Origin of the sequence: Streptomyces sp. NPDC127038 (assembly GCF_042725875.1) — a bacterium.
Lineage (GTDB): Bacteria > Actinomycetota > Actinomycetes > Streptomycetales > Streptomycetaceae > Streptomyces.
The window spans coordinates 33,310-52,786 of the sequence record NZ_JBHXDQ010000069.1 but is presented as its reverse complement, the minus strand read 5'-3'; the positions used below and the strand labels follow the sequence as shown (position 1 = coordinate 52,786).

The window sequence follows — 19,477 nt, the reverse complement described above, 5'->3', positions numbered from 1 at the left end:
CGCCACCCCAGCCGGGCACATCTGACGACCCTGAAGCAAACCGCGGCTGGGGCGGGCGCGCACGTCCCCGCCCCCGCCCTTCCGTACGTGCGGGGCCGGTCAGCCCAGTCCGCGGGCGTCCTGCTTGAGCGCCGTGTCGACGGTCAGCGCCGTCGCGACGACGAGGCTCAACAGCGGCTCGGGGAGCTGGAAGTGGATCTGGAGGACATAGTTGTCCGCGGTCGTGAACAGCGTCTTGGCGAGGCCTTCCCAGGTCTTCGTGATCCGGGCCACCTCGTTCTCGGACTGGTCGACGATCGCGAAGTTCCAGGCCCGCCAGTTCTCCGCCTTGATCGCGCCGACCTTCTGGCCGTCGACGTTGATCGCGAAGTTGATCTTGCCGATCATGTTCTGCTGGACGATCTCGCCGACGGGCGAACCGTCGGGACGGGTCACGACCACCCGCGACTTGAATATCTTCGCGGGGCGGGTGAGCAGCAGCTGCGGAACGCCGTGGGCGTCACGGATCTCCAGCCGGTGCGTCAGGTACTGGTCGAGGCTGGAGACGAAGCGCAGGATCTTCCTGAACACGCCCTGCCCGACCTCGACGACCGAGCCGACCGGGTTGCCCTGCTGATCCATGACCTTGTACTCGTTGGTCAGCTCGATCAGCTTGGCCTTCTGGTTCACCACCAGGACCGGCTCGGTGAACAGCGTGCCGCCGCCGACGCCGCTCGGGGCCACCCCGGCCTGCTGCTGCACCTGGCGCTGGACACGAGGGTCGGGTGCGCCGGCCTGCTGGGGGAACGACTGCTGGGGCGTGCCCTGGTGCGGCACCTGCTGCGCGGCGGGGGCCTCCTGGTCGGTCCACTGCGAGCCGTCCCAGTAACGCTGGGTCTGGGGCTTCCCGTTGGGGTCCGGGTACCAGCCCGGAGGAGTGTTCGATTGCGTGGTCACCGGGGCACCCTACCGTGACATGGCCGGAAATCAACGGGCAGTTGCGGACCCATCAGACAGTGACGAGGGCGGGGTCGCTGACACCGGGCCGGCCATTCTCGACATGTCCGGCGAATCGGCGCAGGAAGCCCGCCTGTCCGTCGGCGACCACGCTCAGGTCGTACCAGCGGCTGCTCGCCCGCAGGTCCACCGTCTGCTTCACGGTCGCGCCCGCCTTGACCCGTACGGTCCGGGACGCTCCGCCGTAGCCGTCGGTGAGGGTGAGCGTCGCCGCGCCCGCGCCCTTGTTCACGAAGGTGAGCTCCACGTCGCAGCCGGTGTGACGGGCGGTGACCTCGACTCCCGCCGTCCTGCCGGCTCCCCTGAAGGTGCGCAGGAAGCCGTTCGGACCGTGCACGGTGAGGTCGTACGAGCCTCCCGAGTAGGCCGAGTTCCAGGTGTCCGAGACGGTCCTGCCCGCCTCGGTGGTGTACGTCCAGGGGCCGTCGGTGCGGTTCCCGGAGGTGACGAGGAAGGCGGCGCCCGCCTGGGCTCCCGAGCCGAACGTCAGCGTGAACGTGCCGGCCGACGTGTCGGCCGAACCGTCCACGACCGGCGCGTACTTGAGCGGGCGGGTCGGTCGCGAGCCGCGCTCCTGCCGGGGCAGGGCGGGATGGGCGGGCGGGGTCGGCACGTAGTCGGGGTGACGGTTGGCGTCCGGGGGCCGGTAGCCCTCGGTGGCGGGCAGCTCGACGGGCGCGGTGTCCTTGCGGGCGAAGTCGAAGGCGGCGGTCAGGTCGCCGCAGATGGCACGCCGCCAGGGCGAGATGTTGGGCTCGCGCACTCCGAACCTGGCTTCCATGAACCGGATGATCGAGGTGTGGTCGAGCGTCTCGGAGCAGACGTAACCGCCCTTGCTCCAGGGCGAGACGACGAGCATCGGCACGCGCTGGCCCAGTCCGTACGGTCCGGCCGCGTGGCTCGCGTCGCCCTTGAAGAGGTCGGGGCCGACGTCGACGGTGGACTTGCCCCGGTCGGCCGACTGCGGCGGGAAGGGCGGCACCAGGTGGTCGAAGAACCCGTCGTTCTCGTCGTACGTGACGAACAGGGCCGTCCTGCTCCACACCTCGGGGTCGGAGGTGAGCGCGTCCAGGACCTGGGAGATGTACCAGGCGCCGTAGTTCGCGGGCCAGTTCGGGTGCTCCGAGAAGGCCTCGGGCGCGGCGATCCACGAGATCTGGGGCAGCTTCCCGCCCTGCACATCGGCCCGGAGCTGGTCGAAGAAGCCCTCGCCCTTGCGGGCGTCGGTGCCGGTGCGGGCCTTGTCGTAGAGCGGGTCGCCGGGCTTGGCGTCGCGGTACTGGTTGAAGTACAGCAGCGAGTTGTCGCCGTAGTTGCCCCGGTAGGCGTCGGGGATCCAGCCCCAGGAGCCGTTGGCGTCGAGTCCGTCGCCGACGTCCTGGTACACCTTCCAGGAGATCCCGGCCGCCTCCAGTCGCTCCGGGTACGTCGTCCAGCCGTACCCGGCCTCGTCGTTGCCGAGGACCGGACCGCCGCCCTTGCCGTCGTTGCCGGTGTAACCCGTCCACATGTAGTAGCGGTTGGGGTCCGTCGAGCCGATGAAGGAGCAGTGGTAGGCGTCGCAGACGGTGAACGCGTCGGCCAGCGCGTAGTGGAACGGGATGTCGTCACGCGTCAGATAGGCCATCGTCGTGGCCGACTTGGCGGGCACCCACTTGTCGTACTTGCCGTTGTCGAACGCGGCGTGCCCGTCGCTCCAGCCGTGCGGGAGGTCCTTGAGGAAGGCGAGTCCCAGGTCGTCCGCCTCGGGGTGGAAGGGCAGCACGTCCTTGGTGCCGTCCGACTGGTACCAGACCGGCTTGGTGCCCGTCGTGGTCGCGGGACGCGGGTCGCCGAAGCCGCGTACGCCTCTCATCGAGCCGAAGTAGTGGTCGAACGAGCGGTTCTCCTGCATCAGGACGACGATGTGCTCGACATCCTCGATGGTGCCCGAACGGCGGTGCGCGGGCACGGCCGCGGCCCGCTGGACGCTGCCGGACAGCGCGGTGAACGCCGCTGTTCCGCCCGCGAGTTGGAAGAATCGGCGTCGATTCACTTGAGGCATGAGGGGGTGACCTCTCGTCCTGACGGGCCCTGCGGCCCAGGGGTGATGGAACGTGCGCGAAGGGAGTTTTCCAAGTGCACCGAACGTCAGGAAAGGGCCCGCTGTCCCTTGCGTGAAGGTCGGCGGTACGCCTGAAGAACGTTCCGGCCCGGCCGGCCCCGTCCCGCCTCACACCGGCCTGCGCCACACCGAGACGTGCTTCGCGGAGTCCTGGGCGAACGGCGTCCCGTCCCAGTCCGCGACGCGACGTTCCAGCTCCAGCCCGGCGATCCGTGCCATCAGGTCGAGCTCGGCCGGCCAGGCGTACCGGTGCCGGGAGCTGCCGCGACGGTAGCGGCCGTCGTCGCCGTCGCGGGTGAGGTGGTGCGAGACGAGAAGCTGCTCGGCCAGGTCGAAGGTGTCGAAGCCGAGGTGCCGCTCGGAGACGTCGAACGGCACCGCGATCTGGCCGGGCGGCAGGAACCGCAGCGGCGGCACGCCCAGTTCGATGACGAACCGGCCGCCGGGCTCCAGGTGCCGTGCGGCGTTGCGGAAGCACTCGACCTGCTCGTCCTGTGTGAGCAGGTTCGAGATGGTGTTGTACAGGAGATAGACCAGGGTGAACCCGCCCGGGACGACGGTGGTGGCCATGTCCCCGATGGTCACCGGGAGTTCGCGCTCGTCGATCTTGCGCCGCAGCACCGCCGCCATGTGCTCGGACAGTTCGATGCCCACCACGGGCACGCCCCGTTCCCGGAGCGGGACGCCCACGCGTCCGGTTCCGATGGCGAACTCCAGCGCCCGGCCGTCCCCGGCGAGCCCGGCGAGGAAGTCGAGGGCCGGTCCGAGAGCGGCGGCCGAGGAGTTCTCGCTCTCCTCGGCGTCGTAGCGTTCGGCGGCCGCACGGGTCCACATCTCACTGCTCGTCATGGACGGCCACTCTGCCGGGTACCGAGGGGCGGGGTCGACACGTTTACGGGCTCTCCGAGGCCGCCTGCGTCCGCCCTTCCGTGGGGCGGAAGTCGTGTTGCGGCCCCGTCACGCCCGTCCCGACGATGTCGCCACGAGCCGACGACGGGAGCCGACCGCCATGCCGCACACCACCGCCTTCGCCAGGAACCAGTGGTACGTCGCCGCCTACACCTACGAGGTCGGGCGAGAGTTGCTCGGGCGGACCGTGCTCGGGGAGGCGATCGTGCTCTACCGCGCCGAGGAGGACGGGGCCGCCGTCGCCCTGTCCGACCGGTGCGTGCACCGGCGCTTCCCGCTCTCGGAGAGCCGGCTCGACGGCGACCGGATCGTGTGCGGCTACCACGGGTTCACGTACGACAGCACCGGCGCGTGCGTGTACGTGCCCGGTCAGAAGCGGATCCCGCGCACCGCCCGGGTCGCCTCCTACCCGGTCGTCGAGCGGGACCTGTTCGTCTGGGTCTGGGTCGGCGACCCGGCGCTCGCCGACCCGGGGGCCGTTCCGCGCGCCCCGCACATGGACTCGCCGGACTGGACGACGGTCAGCGGCATGGAACCCGTCGACGCGGACTACGGACTCCTCGTCGACAACCTCCTCGACCTCTCGCACGAGACGTATCTGCACGGCGGGTACATCGGGACACCCGAGGTCGCCGAGACGCCGATCGTCACCGAGGTGGACGAGGGAGCCGGTGTCGTACGGGTCTCCCGGCGCATGGCCGATGCCGAGTGCCCGCCGTTCTACGCCCGTTCGACCGGCGTCCGGGGCCGCATCACCCGCTGGCAGGACATCGAGTACCACGCGCCCTGCCTCTATCTGCTGCACAGCAGGATCGCGCCGGCGGGAGTGCTCCCGGAGCCGGACGGCACCGACCCGAACGCCTTCCACACGGAGATCACGTACGCCATCACGCCGTCGGCCCGGGGCAGGGTGTACGACTTCTGGGCGGTGTCCCGCGACTTCGCCCGATCGGACGACGACGTCAGCGCCTTCATGCGGGACTTGAACCACACCGTGGTGATGCAGGACGTCGAAGCGCTCAATCTGCTCCAGCAGACCCTGGCCCACGAAGGCACCGGCTACCAGGAGTTGAGCATCGGCATCGACGCCGGCGGGCTCGCCGCCCGGCGCATCCTCGCCCGCCTGGTCGAGGAGGGCGACAAGCCCGTGGGGAGGGTGCGGTGACGGGGCCGGACGGCGAGGGCCCGTACGAGGGGGAACTGGTCGTCGAGCGGCGGGAGTTCGTGGCCGAGGGTGTTCTCGCCCTGAGTCTGCGGCATCCGCTCGGCGCCGAACTGCCCGCCTGGGCACCGGGTGCCCATGTCGAGGTCGTGCTCGGTCCGGGCCTGGAGCGGCAGTACTCCCTGTGCGGCGATCCCGCCGACCGCCGCTCGTGGCGGATCGCGGTGCTGCGCGAGCCGGACGGCCGGGGCGGATCGGCCCACGTGCACCAGGAGTTGAGCGTGGGCGGCGCGGTCCGTGTCCGCGGCCCCCGGCAGCGCTTCGCCCTCGTGCCCGCCCCGCGCTACCGGTTCGTCGCGGGCGGGATCGGCATCACCCCGATCCTGCCGATGCTCGCCGCGGCCGAGGCGGCGGGCGCCGAGTGGACCCTGCTGTACGGGGGACGCACCCGTGGCTCGATGGCGTTCACCGGGGAGCTGGAGCGGTACGGGGACCGGGTCACCCTCGCTCCCCAGGACGAGACCGGACCGCTCGACCTCGCCTCCGTGCTGGGGGACATCCCCCGGGGCACCCTCGTCTACTGCTGCGGTCCCGGGTCGCTCCTGGACGCGGTGGAGGAGCGCTGCCCGCCCGGGCTGCTGCACGTCGAGCGGTTCCGGCCGAAGGACCACGAGGCGGGAGGGGAGCGGGAGTTCGAGGTCGTCCTGGGACGGTCGGGGCGCACGCTCACCGTCTCCCCCGGCGTGTCCGTCCTCGACGCCGTGCGCGCCGCCGGCGTCGAGGTGCTCTATTCGTGCGCCGAGGGCACCTGCGGCACCTGTGAGACGGAGGTCCTCGAAGGGGTTCCGGACCACCGGGACTCGGTGCTCACGGACGCGGAGCGGGAGGCGGGCGGGACGATGCTCATCTGCGTGTCCCGCTGTCTGGGGAGCCGGCTCGTCCTGGACCTGTGACCGCCAGGTCGCGCTCGATCCGCGCGACCGTCTCCAGCAGACGGGGAAGCAGCTCGCGGCGGACGGACTCGACGCTGGTGCGGCCGGCGGGCACGGGAATGTTCGCGGCCGCCACCACGACGCCGTCCCGGTCACGTACGGGCGCGGCGACCGAGCGCAGTCCCTCCTCCAGCTCCTGGTCGACGATGGCGTATCCCTGGCGCCTGACCCGGGCCAGTTCGGCGCGCAGCAGTTCCGGCGAGACGATCGTGCGCGCGGTCAGCGGGCGCAGAGCGGCCCGCTTCAGCCGGGTGTCGATCTCCTCGTCCGTGAGGTGCGCGAGGATCACCCGGCCGACGGAGGTGGCGTGGGCGGGGAAGCGGGTGCCGACGGTGATCGCCGCCGTCATGATGCGCCGGGTCGGGACCCGCGCCACGTACACGATGTCGTCGCCGTCGAGAACGCAGAGCGAGCTCGACTCCCCCACCTGCTCGGCCAGTTGCTGGAGGTGGGGCTGGGCGATCTCCGGGACGGTGAAGCCGGAGAGATAGGCGTAGCCGAGTTCCAGGACGCGCGGGGTGAGCCGGAAGACGCGGCCGTCGGTGTGGACGTATCCGAGATCGACGAGGGTCAGCAGGAAGCGGCGGGCCGCCGCGCGGGTCAGGTCGCAGCAGCGGGCGACCTCGCTGAGGGTCATCTCCGGCCGGTCGGGGCCGAAGGCGCGGATGACGGCGAGTCCGCGCTCGAAGGAGCGGACGAAGTGGGGCGCTCGGTCTGCCGTGGGCATCGCCGCCTCCAGGGGGACGCGCGAAGCGCCTCCGCACACGGTGTGAGCACGCTTCGATAACTGTCAACAATATTGTCAGCCAAGGCCATTGACCCGGCACGGACAGGGTTCTACCTTCGCGCTGAGCACCATTGTGCGGTGTGCGCACGCCCTGTCGGAACACTCTCGTCTGCACAGGAGGAGCCATGCGTCGTCTGCTCGCCGGCATCGCGACCGGAGCCTTGATGGTCGCCGCGACGGCCTGCGGCTCGTCCGGCGGCGGTGGTGCCTCGGACAAGAACGCCTCGTCCGGCGGCACCACCACCGTCAAGCTGGGGGTCATCCCCATCGTGGACGTCGCCCCCGTCTATCTGGGGCAGAAGAAGGGCTTCTACGCGAAGCACGGACTGAAGCTGTCGATGACGACCGCGCAGGGCGGCGCGGCGATCGTCCCCGGGGTCGTCTCGGGCCAGTTCCAGTTCGGGTTCTCCAACGTGACCTCGCTGATGATCGCCCAGTCCAACGGCGTTCCGGTCAAGGCCATCGCGAACGGCGTCGCCTCGACGGGCGTCGCGGGCGCGGACTTCGGGGCCATCACGGTCAAGAAGGGCAGCGCGATCAAGTCGGCGAAGGACCTGGAGGGCAAGAAGGTCGCCGTCAACACGCTGAAGAACATCAACGAGACGGCCGTGCGCGAGTCGGTGCGCAAGGCCGGCGGCGATCCGTCCAAGGTGAAGTTCGTCGAGCTCGCCTTCGACCAGATGCCCGCGGCCCTCGACAGCGGCCAGATCGACGCGGCCATGGTGGTCGAGCCCGCGCTCGCCACGGTCAGGAGCCAGGGCGCGACCGAGATCGCCTCCTCCCTGGTCGACGTGGCGAAGAACCTCACCGTCGCCATGTACTTCACCTCCAGCCAGTACGCACAGCAACACCCCGACGTGGTCGAGGAGTTCCAGCAGGCCACCGCGGAGTCCCTCGCCTACGCCGACGCGCACCCGGACGAGGTCCGGCAGATCGTCACCACGTACACGACGATCCCCGCGGCCGTGCTGGCCAAGGTGACCCTGCCGAAGTGGCCGGCCGAGGCGAACCGGGCCTCGATCGAGACGCTGGAGAAGCTGGGCGAGCAGGACGGCCTCTTCAAGACGAAGCCCGACCTGGACAAGCTGCTGCCGTGAAGCCGATGTCATCGCGCGGCGGCGGCTCCGCCGAACGGGCCGTGAACGCCGCACTGGGCGCCGCCGGGCTCGCGGCCTTCCTCGCCCTCGGCGAGGTGGTGCCGCGGCTCGGCGTCGTCAAGGAGCGGTACTTCCCGCCGACCAGCAGGATCGCGCGGGCCCTCGGCGACCAGATCACCGACCGCGCCTTCTGGACGGATCTCGGCGACACCCTTACCGGCTGGGCGCTGGGCCTGGCGATCGCCGTCGGCGCCGGCATCGTGGCGGGCGTGGTCCTCTCCGTCGTGCCGTATCTGCGCGAGGCGACCGCCTCGACGATCGAGTTCCTGCGGCCCATCCCCTCCGTGGCCCTGATCCCGCTGGCGGTCCTGCTCTACGGCACCGAGCTGAGGTCGGTGCTCCTGCTGGTCGTGTACGCCTCGTTCTGGCAGGTCCTCGTACAGGTCATGTACGGCGTGCGGGACGTCGACCCGGTGGCGGAGGAGACGGCCCGCTCGTACGGGCTCGGCACCTGGGCCCGGATCCGTCATGTGCTGTGGCCGACCGCGCTCCCGTACGTGATGACGGGGGTGAGGCTCGCCGCCGCGGTCGCGCTCATCCTGACGGTGACCGCCGAACTCGTCATCGGGGCGCCGGGGTTGGGCGCGCGCATCGCGGTCGCCCAGACCTCTCAGGCGGTGCCCGAGATGTACGCGCTGATCGTGGTCACGGGTCTGCTCGGACTGCTGATCAACGTGGGCGCGCGGTCCGTGGAGCGGTACGCGCTGGCCTGGCACCAGTCGGTGCGCGGGGAGGTGGCGGTGTGACGGACGTCCCGGCCGGGCGTTCGGGAACCGACCGGTGGACCGGCCCGCTGGTGCGGGCGCTGTTCGTCGTCGCGCTCCCCGCGCTGCTGTTCGCCCTGTGGTGGCTCGCCTCGGACGGCAGCACCGACGTCTACTGGCCGCCGCTGCGCACGATCGTCCGGACGTTCCCTGACGTCTGGACCCGCGCCCGGCTCCGTGCCGACCTGGTGCCCAGCCTGCTGCGGCTGCTGGCCGGCTACGCGTCGGCCGCGACCGTGGGGACCGCCCTCGGGACGCTCATCGGCTCGTACCGGAGGGTGCGGGCGGTGTGCGAACCGGTCCTGGAGTTCCTGCGGGCGGTGCCTCCGCCCGTTCTCGTCCCGGTCATCATGCTGTTCGCGGGCATCGGGGACACCATGAAGATCGTCGTGATCGCGAGCGGCTGTGTGTGGCCGATCCTGCTCAACACGGTCGAGGGCGTGCGGGCCGTCGACTCCGTGATGTCCGAGACGGCCCGCTCGTACGGCATCACGGGACCGGCCAGGATCCGGTCCGTCGTCCTGCCGGCGGCGAGCCCGCAGATCTTCGCGGGGCTGCGGCAGGCGCTGTCCGTGGGCATCATCCTGATGGTCATCAGCGAGATGTTCGCGGCGAGCAACGGACTCGGCTTCACCATCGTGCAGTTCCAGCGGGGCTTCGCGATCCCCGACATGTGGACCGGCATCCTCGTCCTCGGTCTGCTCGGCTTTCTCCTCTCGGTCGTCCTCCGGCTGGTCGAACGCCGGGTCCTCGGCTGGTACCACGGTCTGCGCGACTCCTCCAGGCGTTCCCCGTGACGCATCCGAAAGGGCGGTCCATGCACGCGTCTCTGGTCGTATCCGGCCTGCGGAAGGTCTACGAGGGGTCGGGCCGCCGGGTGGAGGCGGTCCGCGATCTCACCTTCACCGTGGACCCGGGTGAACTCGTCTGTCTGGTCGGCCCGTCGGGCTGCGGCAAGACGACTCTGCTGAAGTGCATGGCCGGCCTGCTCGCGCCGACGTCGGGCGAGGTGCTGCTCGGGGGCCGGCCGGTGAGCGGCCCGCCGCCCGGCATGGCGTTCGTGTTCCAGGAGTACGGGCGGAGCCTGTTCCCCTGGATGCGGGTCGGCGCGAACGTGGAACTCCCGCTGCGGCAGAAGGGGTTCGGCAGGGCGCGGCGCGCGGAGCTGGTCACCGACGCGCTGGAGTCGGTGGGGCTGGCCGACGCGGCGGGAGCGTATCCGTGGCAGCTGTCGGGCGGGATGCAGCAGCGGGTGGCCATCGCGCGGGCCCTCGCCTACGAGCCCGAAGTCCTGCTCATGGACGAGCCGTTCGCGGCGGTCGACGCGCAGACCCGGGCCGATCTGGAGGACCTGGTGCGGCGGCTGTGGCGGCAGCGCGGGATCACCGTCGTGTTCGTGACGCATGACATCGACGAGGCCGTCTACCTGGGTGAGCGGGTCCTGGTCCTGTCCGCCTCCCCCACCGTCGTACGGGAGCGGCTGACGGTCGATCTGCCCGCCGAGCGGGACCAGTTGCGCACCCGGGTCGCCCCGCGCTTCGCCGAACTGCGGACCCATGTGTACGAGCAGGTCCAGGCGGCGAAGCGCGGGGAGCCGGTCGTCAGGACGGACAAGCCGTCGTCCCGGTGAGGCCCGCCGGCGGGCGCTGTGTGCCGGCGGGCGCCGTGAGCCGTCAGGCGCGGAGCCAGGCCGCCGTGTCCGGTGGGAGGAACCCGTCGTTGTCCAGCGGGCCGCTGGCGAGGAGGAGCCGGGAGTGCCCGGGGAGTTCGACCGGGCCGTCGGCCAGGTTGACCACGCAGAGCAGTCCGTCCGTACGGGCGAAGGCGAGGACGCCCTCGGGTGCGGGCAGCCAGGCGAGCGGGCCGTCGCCGAAGCCCGGTTCGGCGCGGCGGACGCGCAGCGCGGCGCGGTAGAGGTTCAGCATCGAGCCGGGGTCCCCGGCCTGGCGGTCGGCGGCGTATCCGGGCCAGTCGGCGGGCTGCGGGAGCCAGGGTTCGCCGCCGAAGCCGGAGTTGGGCTCCCCGGCCGTCCAGGGCAGCGGGACCCGGCAGCCGTCGCGGCCGGGGTCGGTGCCGCCGGACCGTGAGTACATCGGGTCCTGGATGCTCTCGCGCGGCAACTCCACTTCGGGGAGGCCGAGTTCTTCACCCTGGTAGACGTACACGGCGCCGGGGAGGGCGAGCGAGAGCAGGGCCGCGGCGCGGGCCCTGCGGGTGCCGAGGGCGAGGTCGGTGGGCGTGCCGAACTCCTTGGCGGTGAAGTCGAAGCCGGTCTCGGCGCGGCCGTAGCGGGTGACCGTGCGGGTCACGTCGTGGTTGCACAGCACCCAGGTGGCGGGCGCGCCGACGGGGGCGTGTTCGGCGAGGGTCTCGTCGATGGAGGTCCGCAGCCGTGCGGCGTCCCAGGGGCAGGACAGGAAGGAGAAGTTGAAGGCGGTGTGCAGTTCGTCGGGGCGCAGATAGCGGGCGAAGCGCTCGGAGTCGGGGAGCCAGACCTCGCCGACGAAGATGCCGTCGTAGGCGTCGGCGACGGTCCGCCAGGAGCGGTAGATGTCGTGGAGTTCGTCGCGGTCGACGTACGGGTTCGGGTCGCGGCCCTCGACGTAGTCGGGCAGGTCCGGGTCCTTGGCGAGCAGCGCGGCCGAGTCGATGCGCACGCCGGCGACTCCCCGCTCGAACCAGAAGCGCAGGATCTCCTCGTGTTCCCGGTGGACGGCGGGGTGGTCCCAGTTGAGGTCGGGCTGCTCGGGGGTGAAGAGGTGCAGGTACCAGTCGCCGTCGGGGAGCCGGGTCCACACGGGTTCGGTGGAGCCCGCGAACTGGGACGGCCAGTCGTTGGGCGGGAGTTCGCCGTGTTCGCCGCGGCCGGGGCGGAAGTGGAAGAGGTCGCGCTCGGGGCCGCCGGCCAGTGCCGCCCGGAACCAGGGGTGCTGGTCGGAGACGTGGTTCGGCACGATGTCGACCAGGGTGCGGATGCCCAGCTCGCGGGCCTCGGCGATGAGCTTCTCGGCCTCGGCGAGGGTGCCGAAGGCCGGGTCGATGGTGCGGTAGTCGGCGACGTCGTAGCCGCCGTCGGCCAGGGGCGAGAGGTACCAGGGGTTGAACCACAGCGCGTCCACGCCGAGTTCGGCGAGGTAGGGAAGTCTGGCGCGGACGCCCGCGAGGTCGCCGGTGCCGTCGCCGTCGCCGTCCGCGAAGCTGCGGACGTACACCTGGTAGATGACGGCGGAACGCCACCACGCGGACTGATTTCGGGCAGGGCGGGGCTGTCCCACGGTGCGTTGCCTTTCGTTCGAGGAGATCGGGTACGGGCGTCAGCCCTTGGTGCTGCCCGCGCTGATCCCGGCGATGATGTGCCGCTGGAAGACCAGGAACATCACGACCATGGGGATGCTGGCGATGACCATGGCGGCGATGAGCACGGTCAGCTGGATGTTCTGCGACAGCTGGACGAGCGCCACGCTGATGGGCTGCTTGTCGGTGTCGGAGAAGACCATCAGCGGCCAGAGGAAGTCCTGCCAGACGGCGACCAGGGCGAAGATCGACACGACTCCGAGGACGGGCCGGGACATCGGCAGCACGATCGACCACAGGGTGCGCAGTTTCCCGGCGCCGTCGATCTCGGCGGCCTCCAGGACGTCACGCGGGATCTGGTCGAAGAAGCGCTTGAGGAGATAGAGGTTGAAGGCGTTGGCGACGGCGGGCAGCCAGATGCCGAGGGGCGAGTTGAGCAGGCTGGTGTGCAGGACGGGCAGGTCGGCGACGGTCAGGTACTTGGGGACCACCAGGGCCTGCGCGGGGACCATCAGGGTGGCGAGGATGCCGCCGAGGACCACCTTGCCGAAGGCCGGCTTCAGCTTGGACAGGGCGTAGGCGGCGGCCGTGCAGAAGACGAGCTGGAGCAGCCAGGCGCCCGTCGCCTGGACGACGGTGTTCCACAGATGGGTGGGCAGGTCCATCAGGTCCCACGCGTCGGTGTAGCCGCTGATGTGCCAGTGGTCGGGCAGGAGGGTGGGCGGTGTGCGGGTGACCTCGTCCGGCGACTTCATGGCGCCGGTGACCATCCAGTAGACGGGGAAGAGGAAGGCCAGCGCGAAGAGCAGGACGACACCGCCGAAGACGGTCCAGTAGACGGCTCTGCCGCGCGGGCGGCCCAGGGTGAGCGGGGAGATCAGGGTGCGGGTGCTCACGCGTCCTCCTCGGAGCGGGTCAGCCGCAGATAGAGGGCGGAGAAGGCGCTGAGCAGGACGAGCAGCATCACGCTCAGGGCGCAGGCGCCGCCGAAGTCGTTGTAGAGGAAGGCGTACTTGTAGATCAGGTAGAGGACCGTGACGGTCCTGTCCTCGGGGCCGCCGCCGGTGATCACGAAGGGTTCGGTGAACACCTGCATGGTGGCGATGATCTGAAGCAGCATCAGCATGAGGATGATGAAGCGCGTCTGAGGGATCGTCACGTGGCGGATGCGCTGGAGCAGGTTCGCTCCGTCCAGTTCGGCGGCCTCGTACAGCTCGCCGGGGATGCTCTGGAGGGCGGCGAGGTAGATGAGGACGGTGCCGCCGAGGTTGGCCCAGGTCGCGACGATGACCAGCGAGACGAGGGCGGTGTCGGCGCCGTTGGACCAGTTCGAGGTCGGCAGGTGCAGCGCGCGCAGCACCTCGTTGGCGAGGCCGGCCCCGGGATCGTAGAACCACTTCCACAGCAGGGCGCTGACCACCGGCGGGATCATCACCGGCAGATAGACCACGACCCTGAAGAACGCCTTGGCGTGCCGCAGTTCGTTGAGGACGAGCGCCATCACGAAGGGGACGGCGAAGCCGATGAGCAGGGCGAGGAGCGTGAAGGTCAGGGTGTTGCGCCAGGCGGCGGTGAACTCCGGGTCGTGGAAGACCCGGGTGAAGTTGGCGGTGCCGACCCATTCTCCGCCGCTGCCCGGTGTGTACTTCTGGAAGGCGATCTCGACGGCGCGGATCGCCGGGTACCAGGAGAACAGGGCGAAGCAGAGCAGTCCGCCGGCCAGGAAGGCGTAGGCGCGGAACTGGTCGGCCAGGCGCCGGCGCCACGGTCCCCCGGTCCGGCGCCCGGCCGACCGCGGCGCCTCCGGCGCGCCGACGGCGGCCGGAGGGAGCACTGCGGGGGGCTTCGATGCGGTCTTCATGAACGGTGTCAGCCTCGGGCCAGGATCGCGTCGATCTTGCCGGAGGCGTCCTTGAGGAGCTGGTCGATGTCGGCGTCCTTCTTGGTGAGGACGGCGGAGACGGCGGCGTCGAGGACGGAGTAGATCTGCTGGGCCTGCGGCGGCTCGATCTTCATCTGGAGGCTCTGGTTGCCGTCCAGGAAGGCCTGGTAGTTGTCCACGGGCACGTTGGCGTTGGCCTTCTTGACCTGCTGGTCCTTGGCGTCGGCGGCACCGGTGAACAGGCGCGGCTCGGGCAGGCCGACGGGCGCGTTGTTCTGCTTGGCGCGGGCGTAGTCACCGAGGAAGCCCTTGCCGGGCGTCAGGAACATGGAGTCGAGCCACTTGAGGCCGGCCTTGATCTGCGCCGGGCTGTCCTTCTTGCTGAACATGTAGCCGTCGCCGCCGATGAGCGTGCCCTTGCCGCCGGGCATCGGAGCCAGGGCGAGGTCGTTGTAGTTGCCGCCCTTCTCCTTGACGAGGATCGGGATGTTGTCGGGCGCGGAGAGGTACATGCCGAGCTTGCCCGAACCCATCATCTGCTGGACGTCGTTGATGACCAGCAGCTGCTTGCTGCCCATCGAGTTGTCGGCCCAGCGCATGTCCTTGAGGTTCTGCAGGACGGCCTTGCCCTCGGGGGTGTCGACGGTCGCCTTCTTGCCGTCCTCGGAGACGACGTTGCCGCCCTGCGAGTAGACCTCGGCGGTGAAGTGCCAGCCGCCCTGGTTCTGGGCGCTGTAGTCGGCGTATCCGACGGTGCCGTTGCCGAGCGCGGCGATCTTCTTGGCGTCCGCGCGCAGCTCCTCCCAGGTGGCCGGCGGCTTCTCGGGGTCGAGGCCGGCCTTCTTGAAGAGCGCCTTGTTGTAGATCAGGCCCATCGAGTAGCCGGTGCGCGGGACGCCGTAGATCTTGCCGTCGACGGTGTAGATGTCGCGCAGCTGCTGCTGGATGGTGCCGTAGCTCTTGAGGTCCTTGACGTAACTCGTGATGTCCGCGGCCTGGTTGACGTCGACGACGTGCTTGACGTCGGTGAAGTACGTGTAGAACACGTCCTCCATCTGACCGCCCGCGAGCTTGGCGTCGAAGGTCTTGGGGTCCTGGCACGGGAACGCGTCGTGCATGACGACGTCGATGGCCGGGTTGGCCTTCTCGAACGCCTTGGTGTCGGCGTCGAAGAACGAGCGGTCGACCTTGGCGCTCTTCGGCGGCTCGCAGTTGACGGTGATGCGGGTCTTTCCGTCGGCCGCGTCGTCACCGCCGCTCGAACCGCACGCGGTGGCGGTGAGCGCGACGGATGACGCCATGAGCATGACGAGATTGCGGCGGAACCCGGTAGTTCTCATTGGTGGACCCCTTCGGGCTGGAGCGAGGAAGGCCCACGGCGGGCGTGCCGCCGTGTTCTGGCGCCGCACACTCAAGCACCGACGACATCCGTCCGCAAGATGTCGCGCAGAATCTGTAATTATTTGACAGCGATACGGAGGCTGCGTGGCAGGTGGTTGCGTACCGGAGTCATGGACCCCGGTACGCGGCCCCGGCCCCGCGGCTCAGCCGCGGGGCGCCTGCCCGGTCGAGCCGCGCACCACAAGCTCCGGCTCGAACAGAAGCTCCTCGGGGGTCACGCTGCCGCCGCCGATCTGCGCGTTCAGCAGTTCCACCGCGGCCCGCCCCATGGCCTCGATGGGCTGGCGGACCGTGGTCAGCGGGGGTTCGGTGCAGTTCATGAACGCCGAGTCGTCGTACCCGACGACGGAGATGTCGCCGGGGACGGAGAGCCCCTTGCGGCGGGCGGCCCGTACGGCGCCGAGCGCGAGCGGGTCGCTGGCGCAGATGATGCCGGTGACGCCCTGGTCGAGCAGCCTGGTGGCCGCGGCCTGGCCGCCCTCCAGCGAGAACATCGCCCGGGCCACGTGAGCGTCGGGGAGCTGGGGCGCGAGGGCGCGCGCCGCCGCGAGTTTGCGCCCCGAGGGCATGTGGTCGCCGGGGCCGAGGACGAGCCCGATCCGCTCGTGGCCGAGCGAGTCGAGGTGGCGCCAGGCCTGCTCGACCGCGACGGCGTCGTCGCAGGAGACGCACGGGAAGCCGAGGTGCTCGATGGCCGCGTTGACCAGCACCACCGGAATGTTGCGGTCCGCGAGTTCGCGGTAGTGGTCGTGCGGCGCGTCGGCCTGCGCGTACAGACCGCCGGCGAACACCACCCCGGAGACCTGCTGCTGGAGCAGGAGTTCCACGTAGTCGGCCTCGGAGACCCCGCCCTTGGTCTGGGTGCACAGCACCGGGGTGAGGCCGAGCTGGGCGAGCGCGCCGCCGATCACCTCGGCGAACGCCGGGAAGATCGGGTTCTGCAGCTCGGGCAGCACCAGGCCGACCAGCCGTGCGCGTTCGCCGCGCAGCTGGGTCGGCCGCTCGTAGCCGAGGACGTCCAGGGCGGACAGGACCGCCTGCCGAGTGGAGTCGGAGACACCCGGCTTGCCGTTGAGCACTCGGCTGACCGTGGCTTCGCTGACCCCGACCTTCTTCGCCACCTGAGCAAGTCGTCGCGTCATACGCGCAAGAATAGCGCAAGAAATGCAAGCTGCTTGCGTAAAACTTCGGCCGGTTCGGGTTCGCGCCGCCCGCGGGGCCCGGTCCTCAGTGCGCCGCCCACAGGCCGCGCACATGGCCCAGGTGGCGGGTCATCACCGCGCGCACGGCGCGCTCGTCGCGTTCCAGGAGGGCGTCGAGGAGTTCGAGGTGCTCGCGGGCGGAGGCCTCCAGACGGCCCGCCCGCACGAGGGCGTCGAGCCCGTACAGGCGTGAGCGCTTGCGCAGGTCGCCGACGACCTCGACCAGGTGGGCGTTGCCCGCGAGGGCGAGCAGACCGAGGTGGAAGCGGATGTCCGCCTCCACGTAGGCGATGAGGTCTCCGGCCGCCGCGGCGGTGACGATCTCCCGCGCGGCCGGGCGCAGCGCCTCCAGCGATACGGGGTCCGCCGTGCCGGCCAGCCGCACGACGGTGGGGATCTCGATGAGCGAACGGATGTGCGTGTACTCGTCGAGCTGCTTCTCGGACACCTCGGTGACCCGGAACCCCTTGTTCGGGACGGTGTCGACCAGCCCCTCCTTGGCCAGGTCCAGCATGGCCTCGCGGACCGGAGTCGCCGAGACGCCGAACCGGGCCGCGAGCGTCGGCGCCGAGTAGACCTCGCCGGGCCGCAGCTCGCCCGCGATCAGGGCGGCGCGCAGCGCGTCGGCCACCCGCTCGCGGTAGCTGCTCCTCCTGCCGCCGAGCGTGGGCAGGTCGGGAACGGCTGAGGGTGCGCTGTCGCGCTGCGCGGTCATCGGGGTCTCCTCGTGCGGGCCGGTGCGCGGCCTGTCCTGCCGCACCGGTTCCGTGCCATGCCACGTCTGCTGTGCCATGTCACGTCCTACTCGAACTCCCAGTATCTACGCCCCGGCGGCGGCCCGCTCACAGGACGAACCCGGCGGGGAACGGGTCCGAGGGGTCGAGCAGGTACTGCGCGGTTCCGGTGATCCAGGCGCGTCCCGTGAAGCTGGGCAGCACGGCGGGCACCCCGGCGACCTCGGTGGTGCCGAGCAGCCGTCCGGTGAAGCGCGTCCCGATGAAGGACTCGTTCACGAACTCGGTGTCCAGCGGGAGTTCACCCCGTGCGTGCAGCTGGGCCATGCGCGCGCTGGTGCCCGTACCGCAGGGTGAGCGGTCGAACCAGCCGGGGTGGATCACCATCGCGTGCCGGGAGTACCGGGCGGTCGCCCCGGGCGCGTACAGGTGCACGTGGTGGCAGCCGCGGATGGACGGGTCCTCGGGGTGCACGGGTTCGGCCCCGGCGTTGACCGCGTCCATGAGCGCGAGGCCGGCCGCGAGGATCTCGTCCTTGCGCGAGCGGTCGAAGGGCACGCCGAACTCCTCCAGCGGCAGGATCGCGTAGAAGTTCCCGCCGTAGGCCAGGTCGTACGTCACGGTGCGCCCGTCGGCGAGCGTGGCCTTGCGGTCGAGGCCGACGGCGAAGGAGGGCACGTTCCTGAGCGTGACCTCCTTGGCCGCGCCGTCCTCCACGGCGACCTCGGCGACGACGACACCCGCCGGGGTGTCGAGCCGGATGGTGGTGACCGGCTCGACGACCTCGACCATGCCGGTCTCCACCAGCACGGTCGCGACCCCGATCGTGCCGTGCCCGCACATCGGCAGATAGCCGGACACCTCGATGTAGATCACGCCGTAGTCGCAGTCGGGGCGGGTCGGCGGCTGGAGGACGGCACCGCTCATCGCCGCGTGGCCGCGCGGCTCGTTCATCAGCAGCCGCTTGATGTCGTCGCGGTGCTCACGGAAGTACAGCCGCCGCTCGTTCATGGTCGCGCCGGGGATCGTGCCGATCCCGCCGGTGATCACCCGGGTCGGCATGCCCTCGGTGTGCGAGTCGACGGCGTGCAGGACGAGTTTGCTGCGCATGGGACTCCTCGGTGGGTCGGCGGACGGCGGGCGGGCCGGGGGCGGGTCAGACGAGGCCGGCGGCGACGGCCCGTTCGGTGGCCAGACGCACGGCGGCCTCCTGTTCGGGCAGCAGCGGGACGCGCGGCGGCCGGACCGGACCGCCGTGACGGCCGACGATGTCCATGGACAGCTTGATGGCCTGGACGAACTCGACCCGGGAGTCCCAGCGCAGCAGCGGGTGCAGCTGCCGGTAGAGCTTGCCCGCGGTGTCGAGGTCACCGGCGACCGCGGCCCGGTAGAGCTCGGCGCACGCCCGGGGCAGCGCGTTCGGGTAGCCGGCCACCCAGCCCTTGGCGCCCGCGACGGCGAGTTCGAGCAGGACGTCGTCGGCGCCGATCAACAGATCGAGTTCCGGGGCGAGTTCGGCGATGCGATAGGCGCGGCGCACGTCGCCGGAGAACTCCTTGACGCCCTGCACGAAACCGGCGGCGTGCAGCTTGGCGAGGAGTTCGGGCACGAGGTCGACCTTGGTGTCGATCGGGTTGTTGTACGCGACGACCGGGACGCCCGCCCGGGAGACCTCCTCGTAGTGGGCGAGGACCGAACGCTCGTCCGCGCGGTAGGCGTTGGGCGGGAGCAGCATCACGGCACCGCAGCCGGCGTCCTTCGCCTGCTCGGCCCAGCGGCGGGCCTCGGCGGAGCCGTAGGCGGCGACGCCGGGCATCACCCGGGACCCGCCGACCGCGGCGACGGCGGTCTCCACGACCCTGGTCCGCTCCTCGGGCGTGAGCACCTGGTACTCGCCGAGCGATCCGTTCGGCACGACGCCGTCGCAGCCGTTCTCGACGAGCCAGGAGCAGTGGTCGGCGTAGCGGCCGAGGTCGACGGACAGATCCCGGTTCAGCGGGAGCGCGGTGGCGACGAGGATTCCGCGCCAGGGGCGCCGGCTCTCGGGGGTGACGGTCATGAGGCGCTCATCCCTCTCCGTAGGGTGTGACATT

18 protein-coding genes are annotated in these 19,477 nt (G+C 70.7%); 6 read left to right on the top strand and 12 right to left on the bottom strand.

Features of this window, described 5'->3' with window-relative positions; translation table 11 throughout:
- Nucleotides 1-99 precede the first annotated feature (99 nt).
- From ACFWI4_RS33910 to ACFWI4_RS33900, 3 genes are all read right to left on the bottom strand, one after another.
- A complete protein-coding gene (locus ACFWI4_RS33910; RefSeq protein WP_387204257.1) occupies nucleotides 100-936 on the bottom strand; it encodes a phospholipid scramblase-related protein in 837 nt (278 codons plus the stop codon).
- A 52-nt stretch (nucleotides 937-988) separates the two neighbouring features.
- Nucleotides 989-3,040, bottom strand: coding sequence for a phosphocholine-specific phospholipase C (locus tag ACFWI4_RS33905; protein WP_387204254.1), 2,052 nt, complete (start codon nucleotides 3,038-3,040; stop codon nucleotides 989-991).
- Nucleotides 3,041-3,208: 168 nt separating this feature from the next.
- On the bottom strand, nucleotides 3,209-3,949 hold the full coding sequence (locus tag ACFWI4_RS33900; RefSeq protein WP_387204251.1) for a class I SAM-dependent DNA methyltransferase: 741 nt from the start codon (nucleotides 3,947-3,949) through the stop codon (nucleotides 3,209-3,211).
- 160 nt (nucleotides 3,950-4,109) lie between these two features.
- Between ACFWI4_RS33900 and ACFWI4_RS33895 the strand changes: the two genes are divergently transcribed.
- Complete coding sequence (locus tag ACFWI4_RS33895; RefSeq protein WP_387204248.1) at nucleotides 4,110-5,174, top strand: Rieske 2Fe-2S domain-containing protein; 1,065 nt, start codon at nucleotides 4,110-4,112, stop codon at nucleotides 5,172-5,174.
- Nucleotides 5,171-6,124: a PDR/VanB family oxidoreductase gene (locus ACFWI4_RS33890; protein WP_387204245.1), complete on the top strand. Its 954-nt coding sequence runs from the start codon at nucleotides 5,171-5,173 to the stop codon at nucleotides 6,122-6,124. The genes ACFWI4_RS33895 and ACFWI4_RS33890 overlap by 4 nt, the downstream gene beginning before the upstream one ends.
- On the opposite strand, the gene ACFWI4_RS33885 is transcribed toward ACFWI4_RS33890, so the two are convergent.
- Nucleotides 6,075-6,890 carry an IclR family transcriptional regulator C-terminal domain-containing protein gene (locus ACFWI4_RS33885; RefSeq protein WP_387204242.1) on the bottom strand — a complete coding sequence of 272 codons (816 nt, stop codon included), beginning with the start codon at nucleotides 6,888-6,890 and terminating at the stop codon, nucleotides 6,075-6,077. The genes ACFWI4_RS33890 and ACFWI4_RS33885 overlap by 50 nt on opposite strands.
- 185 nt (nucleotides 6,891-7,075) lie before the next feature.
- Between ACFWI4_RS33885 and ACFWI4_RS33880 the strand changes: the two genes are divergently transcribed.
- From ACFWI4_RS33880 to ACFWI4_RS33865, 4 genes are read left to right on the top strand one after another with little or no spacing between them, the layout of a single operon-like run.
- A complete protein-coding gene (locus ACFWI4_RS33880) occupies nucleotides 7,076-8,047 on the top strand; it encodes an ABC transporter substrate-binding protein (protein WP_387204239.1) in 972 nt (323 codons plus the stop codon).
- A 5-nt stretch (nucleotides 8,048-8,052) separates the two neighbouring features.
- Nucleotides 8,053-8,853 (top strand): ABC transporter permease, encoded by an 801-nt coding sequence (locus tag ACFWI4_RS33875; protein ID WP_387204266.1) that lies wholly within the window; start codon nucleotides 8,053-8,055, stop codon nucleotides 8,851-8,853.
- A 50-nt stretch (nucleotides 8,854-8,903) separates the two neighbouring features.
- Complete coding sequence (locus ACFWI4_RS33870; protein WP_387204263.1) at nucleotides 8,904-9,668, top strand: ABC transporter permease; 765 nt, start codon at nucleotides 8,904-8,906, stop codon at nucleotides 9,666-9,668.
- A gap of 20 nt (nucleotides 9,669-9,688) precedes the next feature.
- On the top strand, nucleotides 9,689-10,501 hold the full coding sequence (locus tag ACFWI4_RS33865; protein WP_387204236.1) for an ABC transporter ATP-binding protein: 813 nt from the start codon (nucleotides 9,689-9,691) through the stop codon (nucleotides 10,499-10,501).
- Nucleotides 10,502-10,544: 43 nt separating this feature from the next.
- Here the strand turns inward: ACFWI4_RS33865 and ACFWI4_RS33860 are convergent, their stop codons facing one another.
- The 8 genes from ACFWI4_RS33860 to ACFWI4_RS33825 form a co-directional block, all read right to left on the bottom strand.
- Nucleotides 10,545-12,146, bottom strand: a complete 1,602-nt coding sequence (locus tag ACFWI4_RS33860) for a glycoside hydrolase family 13 protein (protein ID WP_387204233.1) — start codon at nucleotides 12,144-12,146, stop codon at nucleotides 10,545-10,547.
- Between the two features lie 39 nt (nucleotides 12,147-12,185).
- On the bottom strand, nucleotides 12,186-13,061 hold the full coding sequence (locus tag ACFWI4_RS33855) for a carbohydrate ABC transporter permease (protein WP_385398360.1): 876 nt from the start codon (nucleotides 13,059-13,061) through the stop codon (nucleotides 12,186-12,188).
- Complete coding sequence (locus ACFWI4_RS33850; RefSeq protein WP_385398358.1) at nucleotides 13,058-14,026, bottom strand: carbohydrate ABC transporter permease; 969 nt, start codon at nucleotides 14,024-14,026, stop codon at nucleotides 13,058-13,060. The genes ACFWI4_RS33855 and ACFWI4_RS33850 overlap by 4 nt, the downstream gene beginning before the upstream one ends.
- Nucleotides 14,027-14,034: 8 nt before the next feature.
- Nucleotides 14,035-15,387 (bottom strand): ABC transporter substrate-binding protein, encoded by a 1,353-nt coding sequence (locus ACFWI4_RS33845; RefSeq protein WP_385398492.1) that lies wholly within the window; start codon nucleotides 15,385-15,387, stop codon nucleotides 14,035-14,037.
- Between the two features lie 204 nt (nucleotides 15,388-15,591).
- Nucleotides 15,592-16,590: a LacI family DNA-binding transcriptional regulator gene (locus tag ACFWI4_RS33840; protein WP_387204227.1), complete on the bottom strand. Its 999-nt coding sequence runs from the start codon at nucleotides 16,588-16,590 to the stop codon at nucleotides 15,592-15,594.
- Nucleotides 16,591-16,675: 85 nt separating this feature from the next.
- Nucleotides 16,676-17,365 carry a GntR family transcriptional regulator gene (locus tag ACFWI4_RS33835; protein WP_387204260.1) on the bottom strand — a complete coding sequence of 230 codons (690 nt, stop codon included), beginning with the start codon at nucleotides 17,363-17,365 and terminating at the stop codon, nucleotides 16,676-16,678.
- A gap of 127 nt (nucleotides 17,366-17,492) precedes the next feature.
- The gene (locus ACFWI4_RS33830) at nucleotides 17,493-18,494 is read right to left on the bottom strand and encodes a proline racemase family protein (RefSeq protein WP_387204224.1); all 1,002 of its coding nucleotides are present in this window, start codon (nucleotides 18,492-18,494) and stop codon (nucleotides 17,493-17,495) included.
- A gap of 46 nt (nucleotides 18,495-18,540) precedes the next feature.
- Complete coding sequence (locus ACFWI4_RS33825; protein WP_387204221.1) at nucleotides 18,541-19,443, bottom strand: dihydrodipicolinate synthase family protein; 903 nt, start codon at nucleotides 19,441-19,443, stop codon at nucleotides 18,541-18,543.
- Nucleotides 19,444-19,477 lie beyond the last annotated feature (34 nt).

What these genes read in the sequence shown, in the direction of transcription:
- ACFWI4_RS33905 (WP_387204254.1), bottom strand. Translation starts at nt 3,040, where the DNA reads ATGCCTCAAGTGAATCGACGCCGATTCTTCCAACTCGCGGGCGGAACA.
- ACFWI4_RS33900 (WP_387204251.1), bottom strand. Translation starts at nt 3,949, where the DNA reads ATGACGAGCAGTGAGATGTGGACCCGTGCGGCCGCCGAACGCTACGAC.
- ACFWI4_RS33895 (WP_387204248.1), top strand. Translation starts at nt 4,110, where the DNA reads ATGCCGCACACCACCGCCTTCGCCAGGAACCAGTGGTACGTCGCCGCC.
- ACFWI4_RS33885 (WP_387204242.1), bottom strand. Translation starts at nt 6,890, where the DNA reads ATGCCCACGGCAGACCGAGCGCCCCACTTCGTCCGCTCCTTCGAGCGC.
- ACFWI4_RS33880 (WP_387204239.1), top strand. Translation starts at nt 7,076, where the DNA reads ATGCGTCGTCTGCTCGCCGGCATCGCGACCGGAGCCTTGATGGTCGCC.
- ACFWI4_RS33875 (WP_387204266.1), top strand. Translation starts at nt 8,053, where the DNA reads ATGTCATCGCGCGGCGGCGGCTCCGCCGAACGGGCCGTGAACGCCGCA.
- ACFWI4_RS33865 (WP_387204236.1), top strand. Translation starts at nt 9,689, where the DNA reads ATGCACGCGTCTCTGGTCGTATCCGGCCTGCGGAAGGTCTACGAGGGG.
- ACFWI4_RS33850 (WP_385398358.1), bottom strand. Translation starts at nt 14,026, where the DNA reads ATGAAGACCGCATCGAAGCCCCCCGCAGTGCTCCCTCCGGCCGCCGTC.
- ACFWI4_RS33845 (WP_385398492.1), bottom strand. Translation starts at nt 15,387, where the DNA reads ATGAGAACTACCGGGTTCCGCCGCAATCTCGTCATGCTCATGGCGTCA.
- ACFWI4_RS33840 (WP_387204227.1), bottom strand. Translation starts at nt 16,590, where the DNA reads ATGACGCGACGACTTGCTCAGGTGGCGAAGAAGGTCGGGGTCAGCGAA.
- ACFWI4_RS33835 (WP_387204260.1), bottom strand. Translation starts at nt 17,365, where the DNA reads ATGACCGCGCAGCGCGACAGCGCACCCTCAGCCGTTCCCGACCTGCCC.
- ACFWI4_RS33830 (WP_387204224.1), bottom strand. Translation starts at nt 18,494, where the DNA reads ATGCGCAGCAAACTCGTCCTGCACGCCGTCGACTCGCACACCGAGGGC.
- ACFWI4_RS33825 (WP_387204221.1), bottom strand. Translation starts at nt 19,443, where the DNA reads ATGACCGTCACCCCCGAGAGCCGGCGCCCCTGGCGCGGAATCCTCGTC.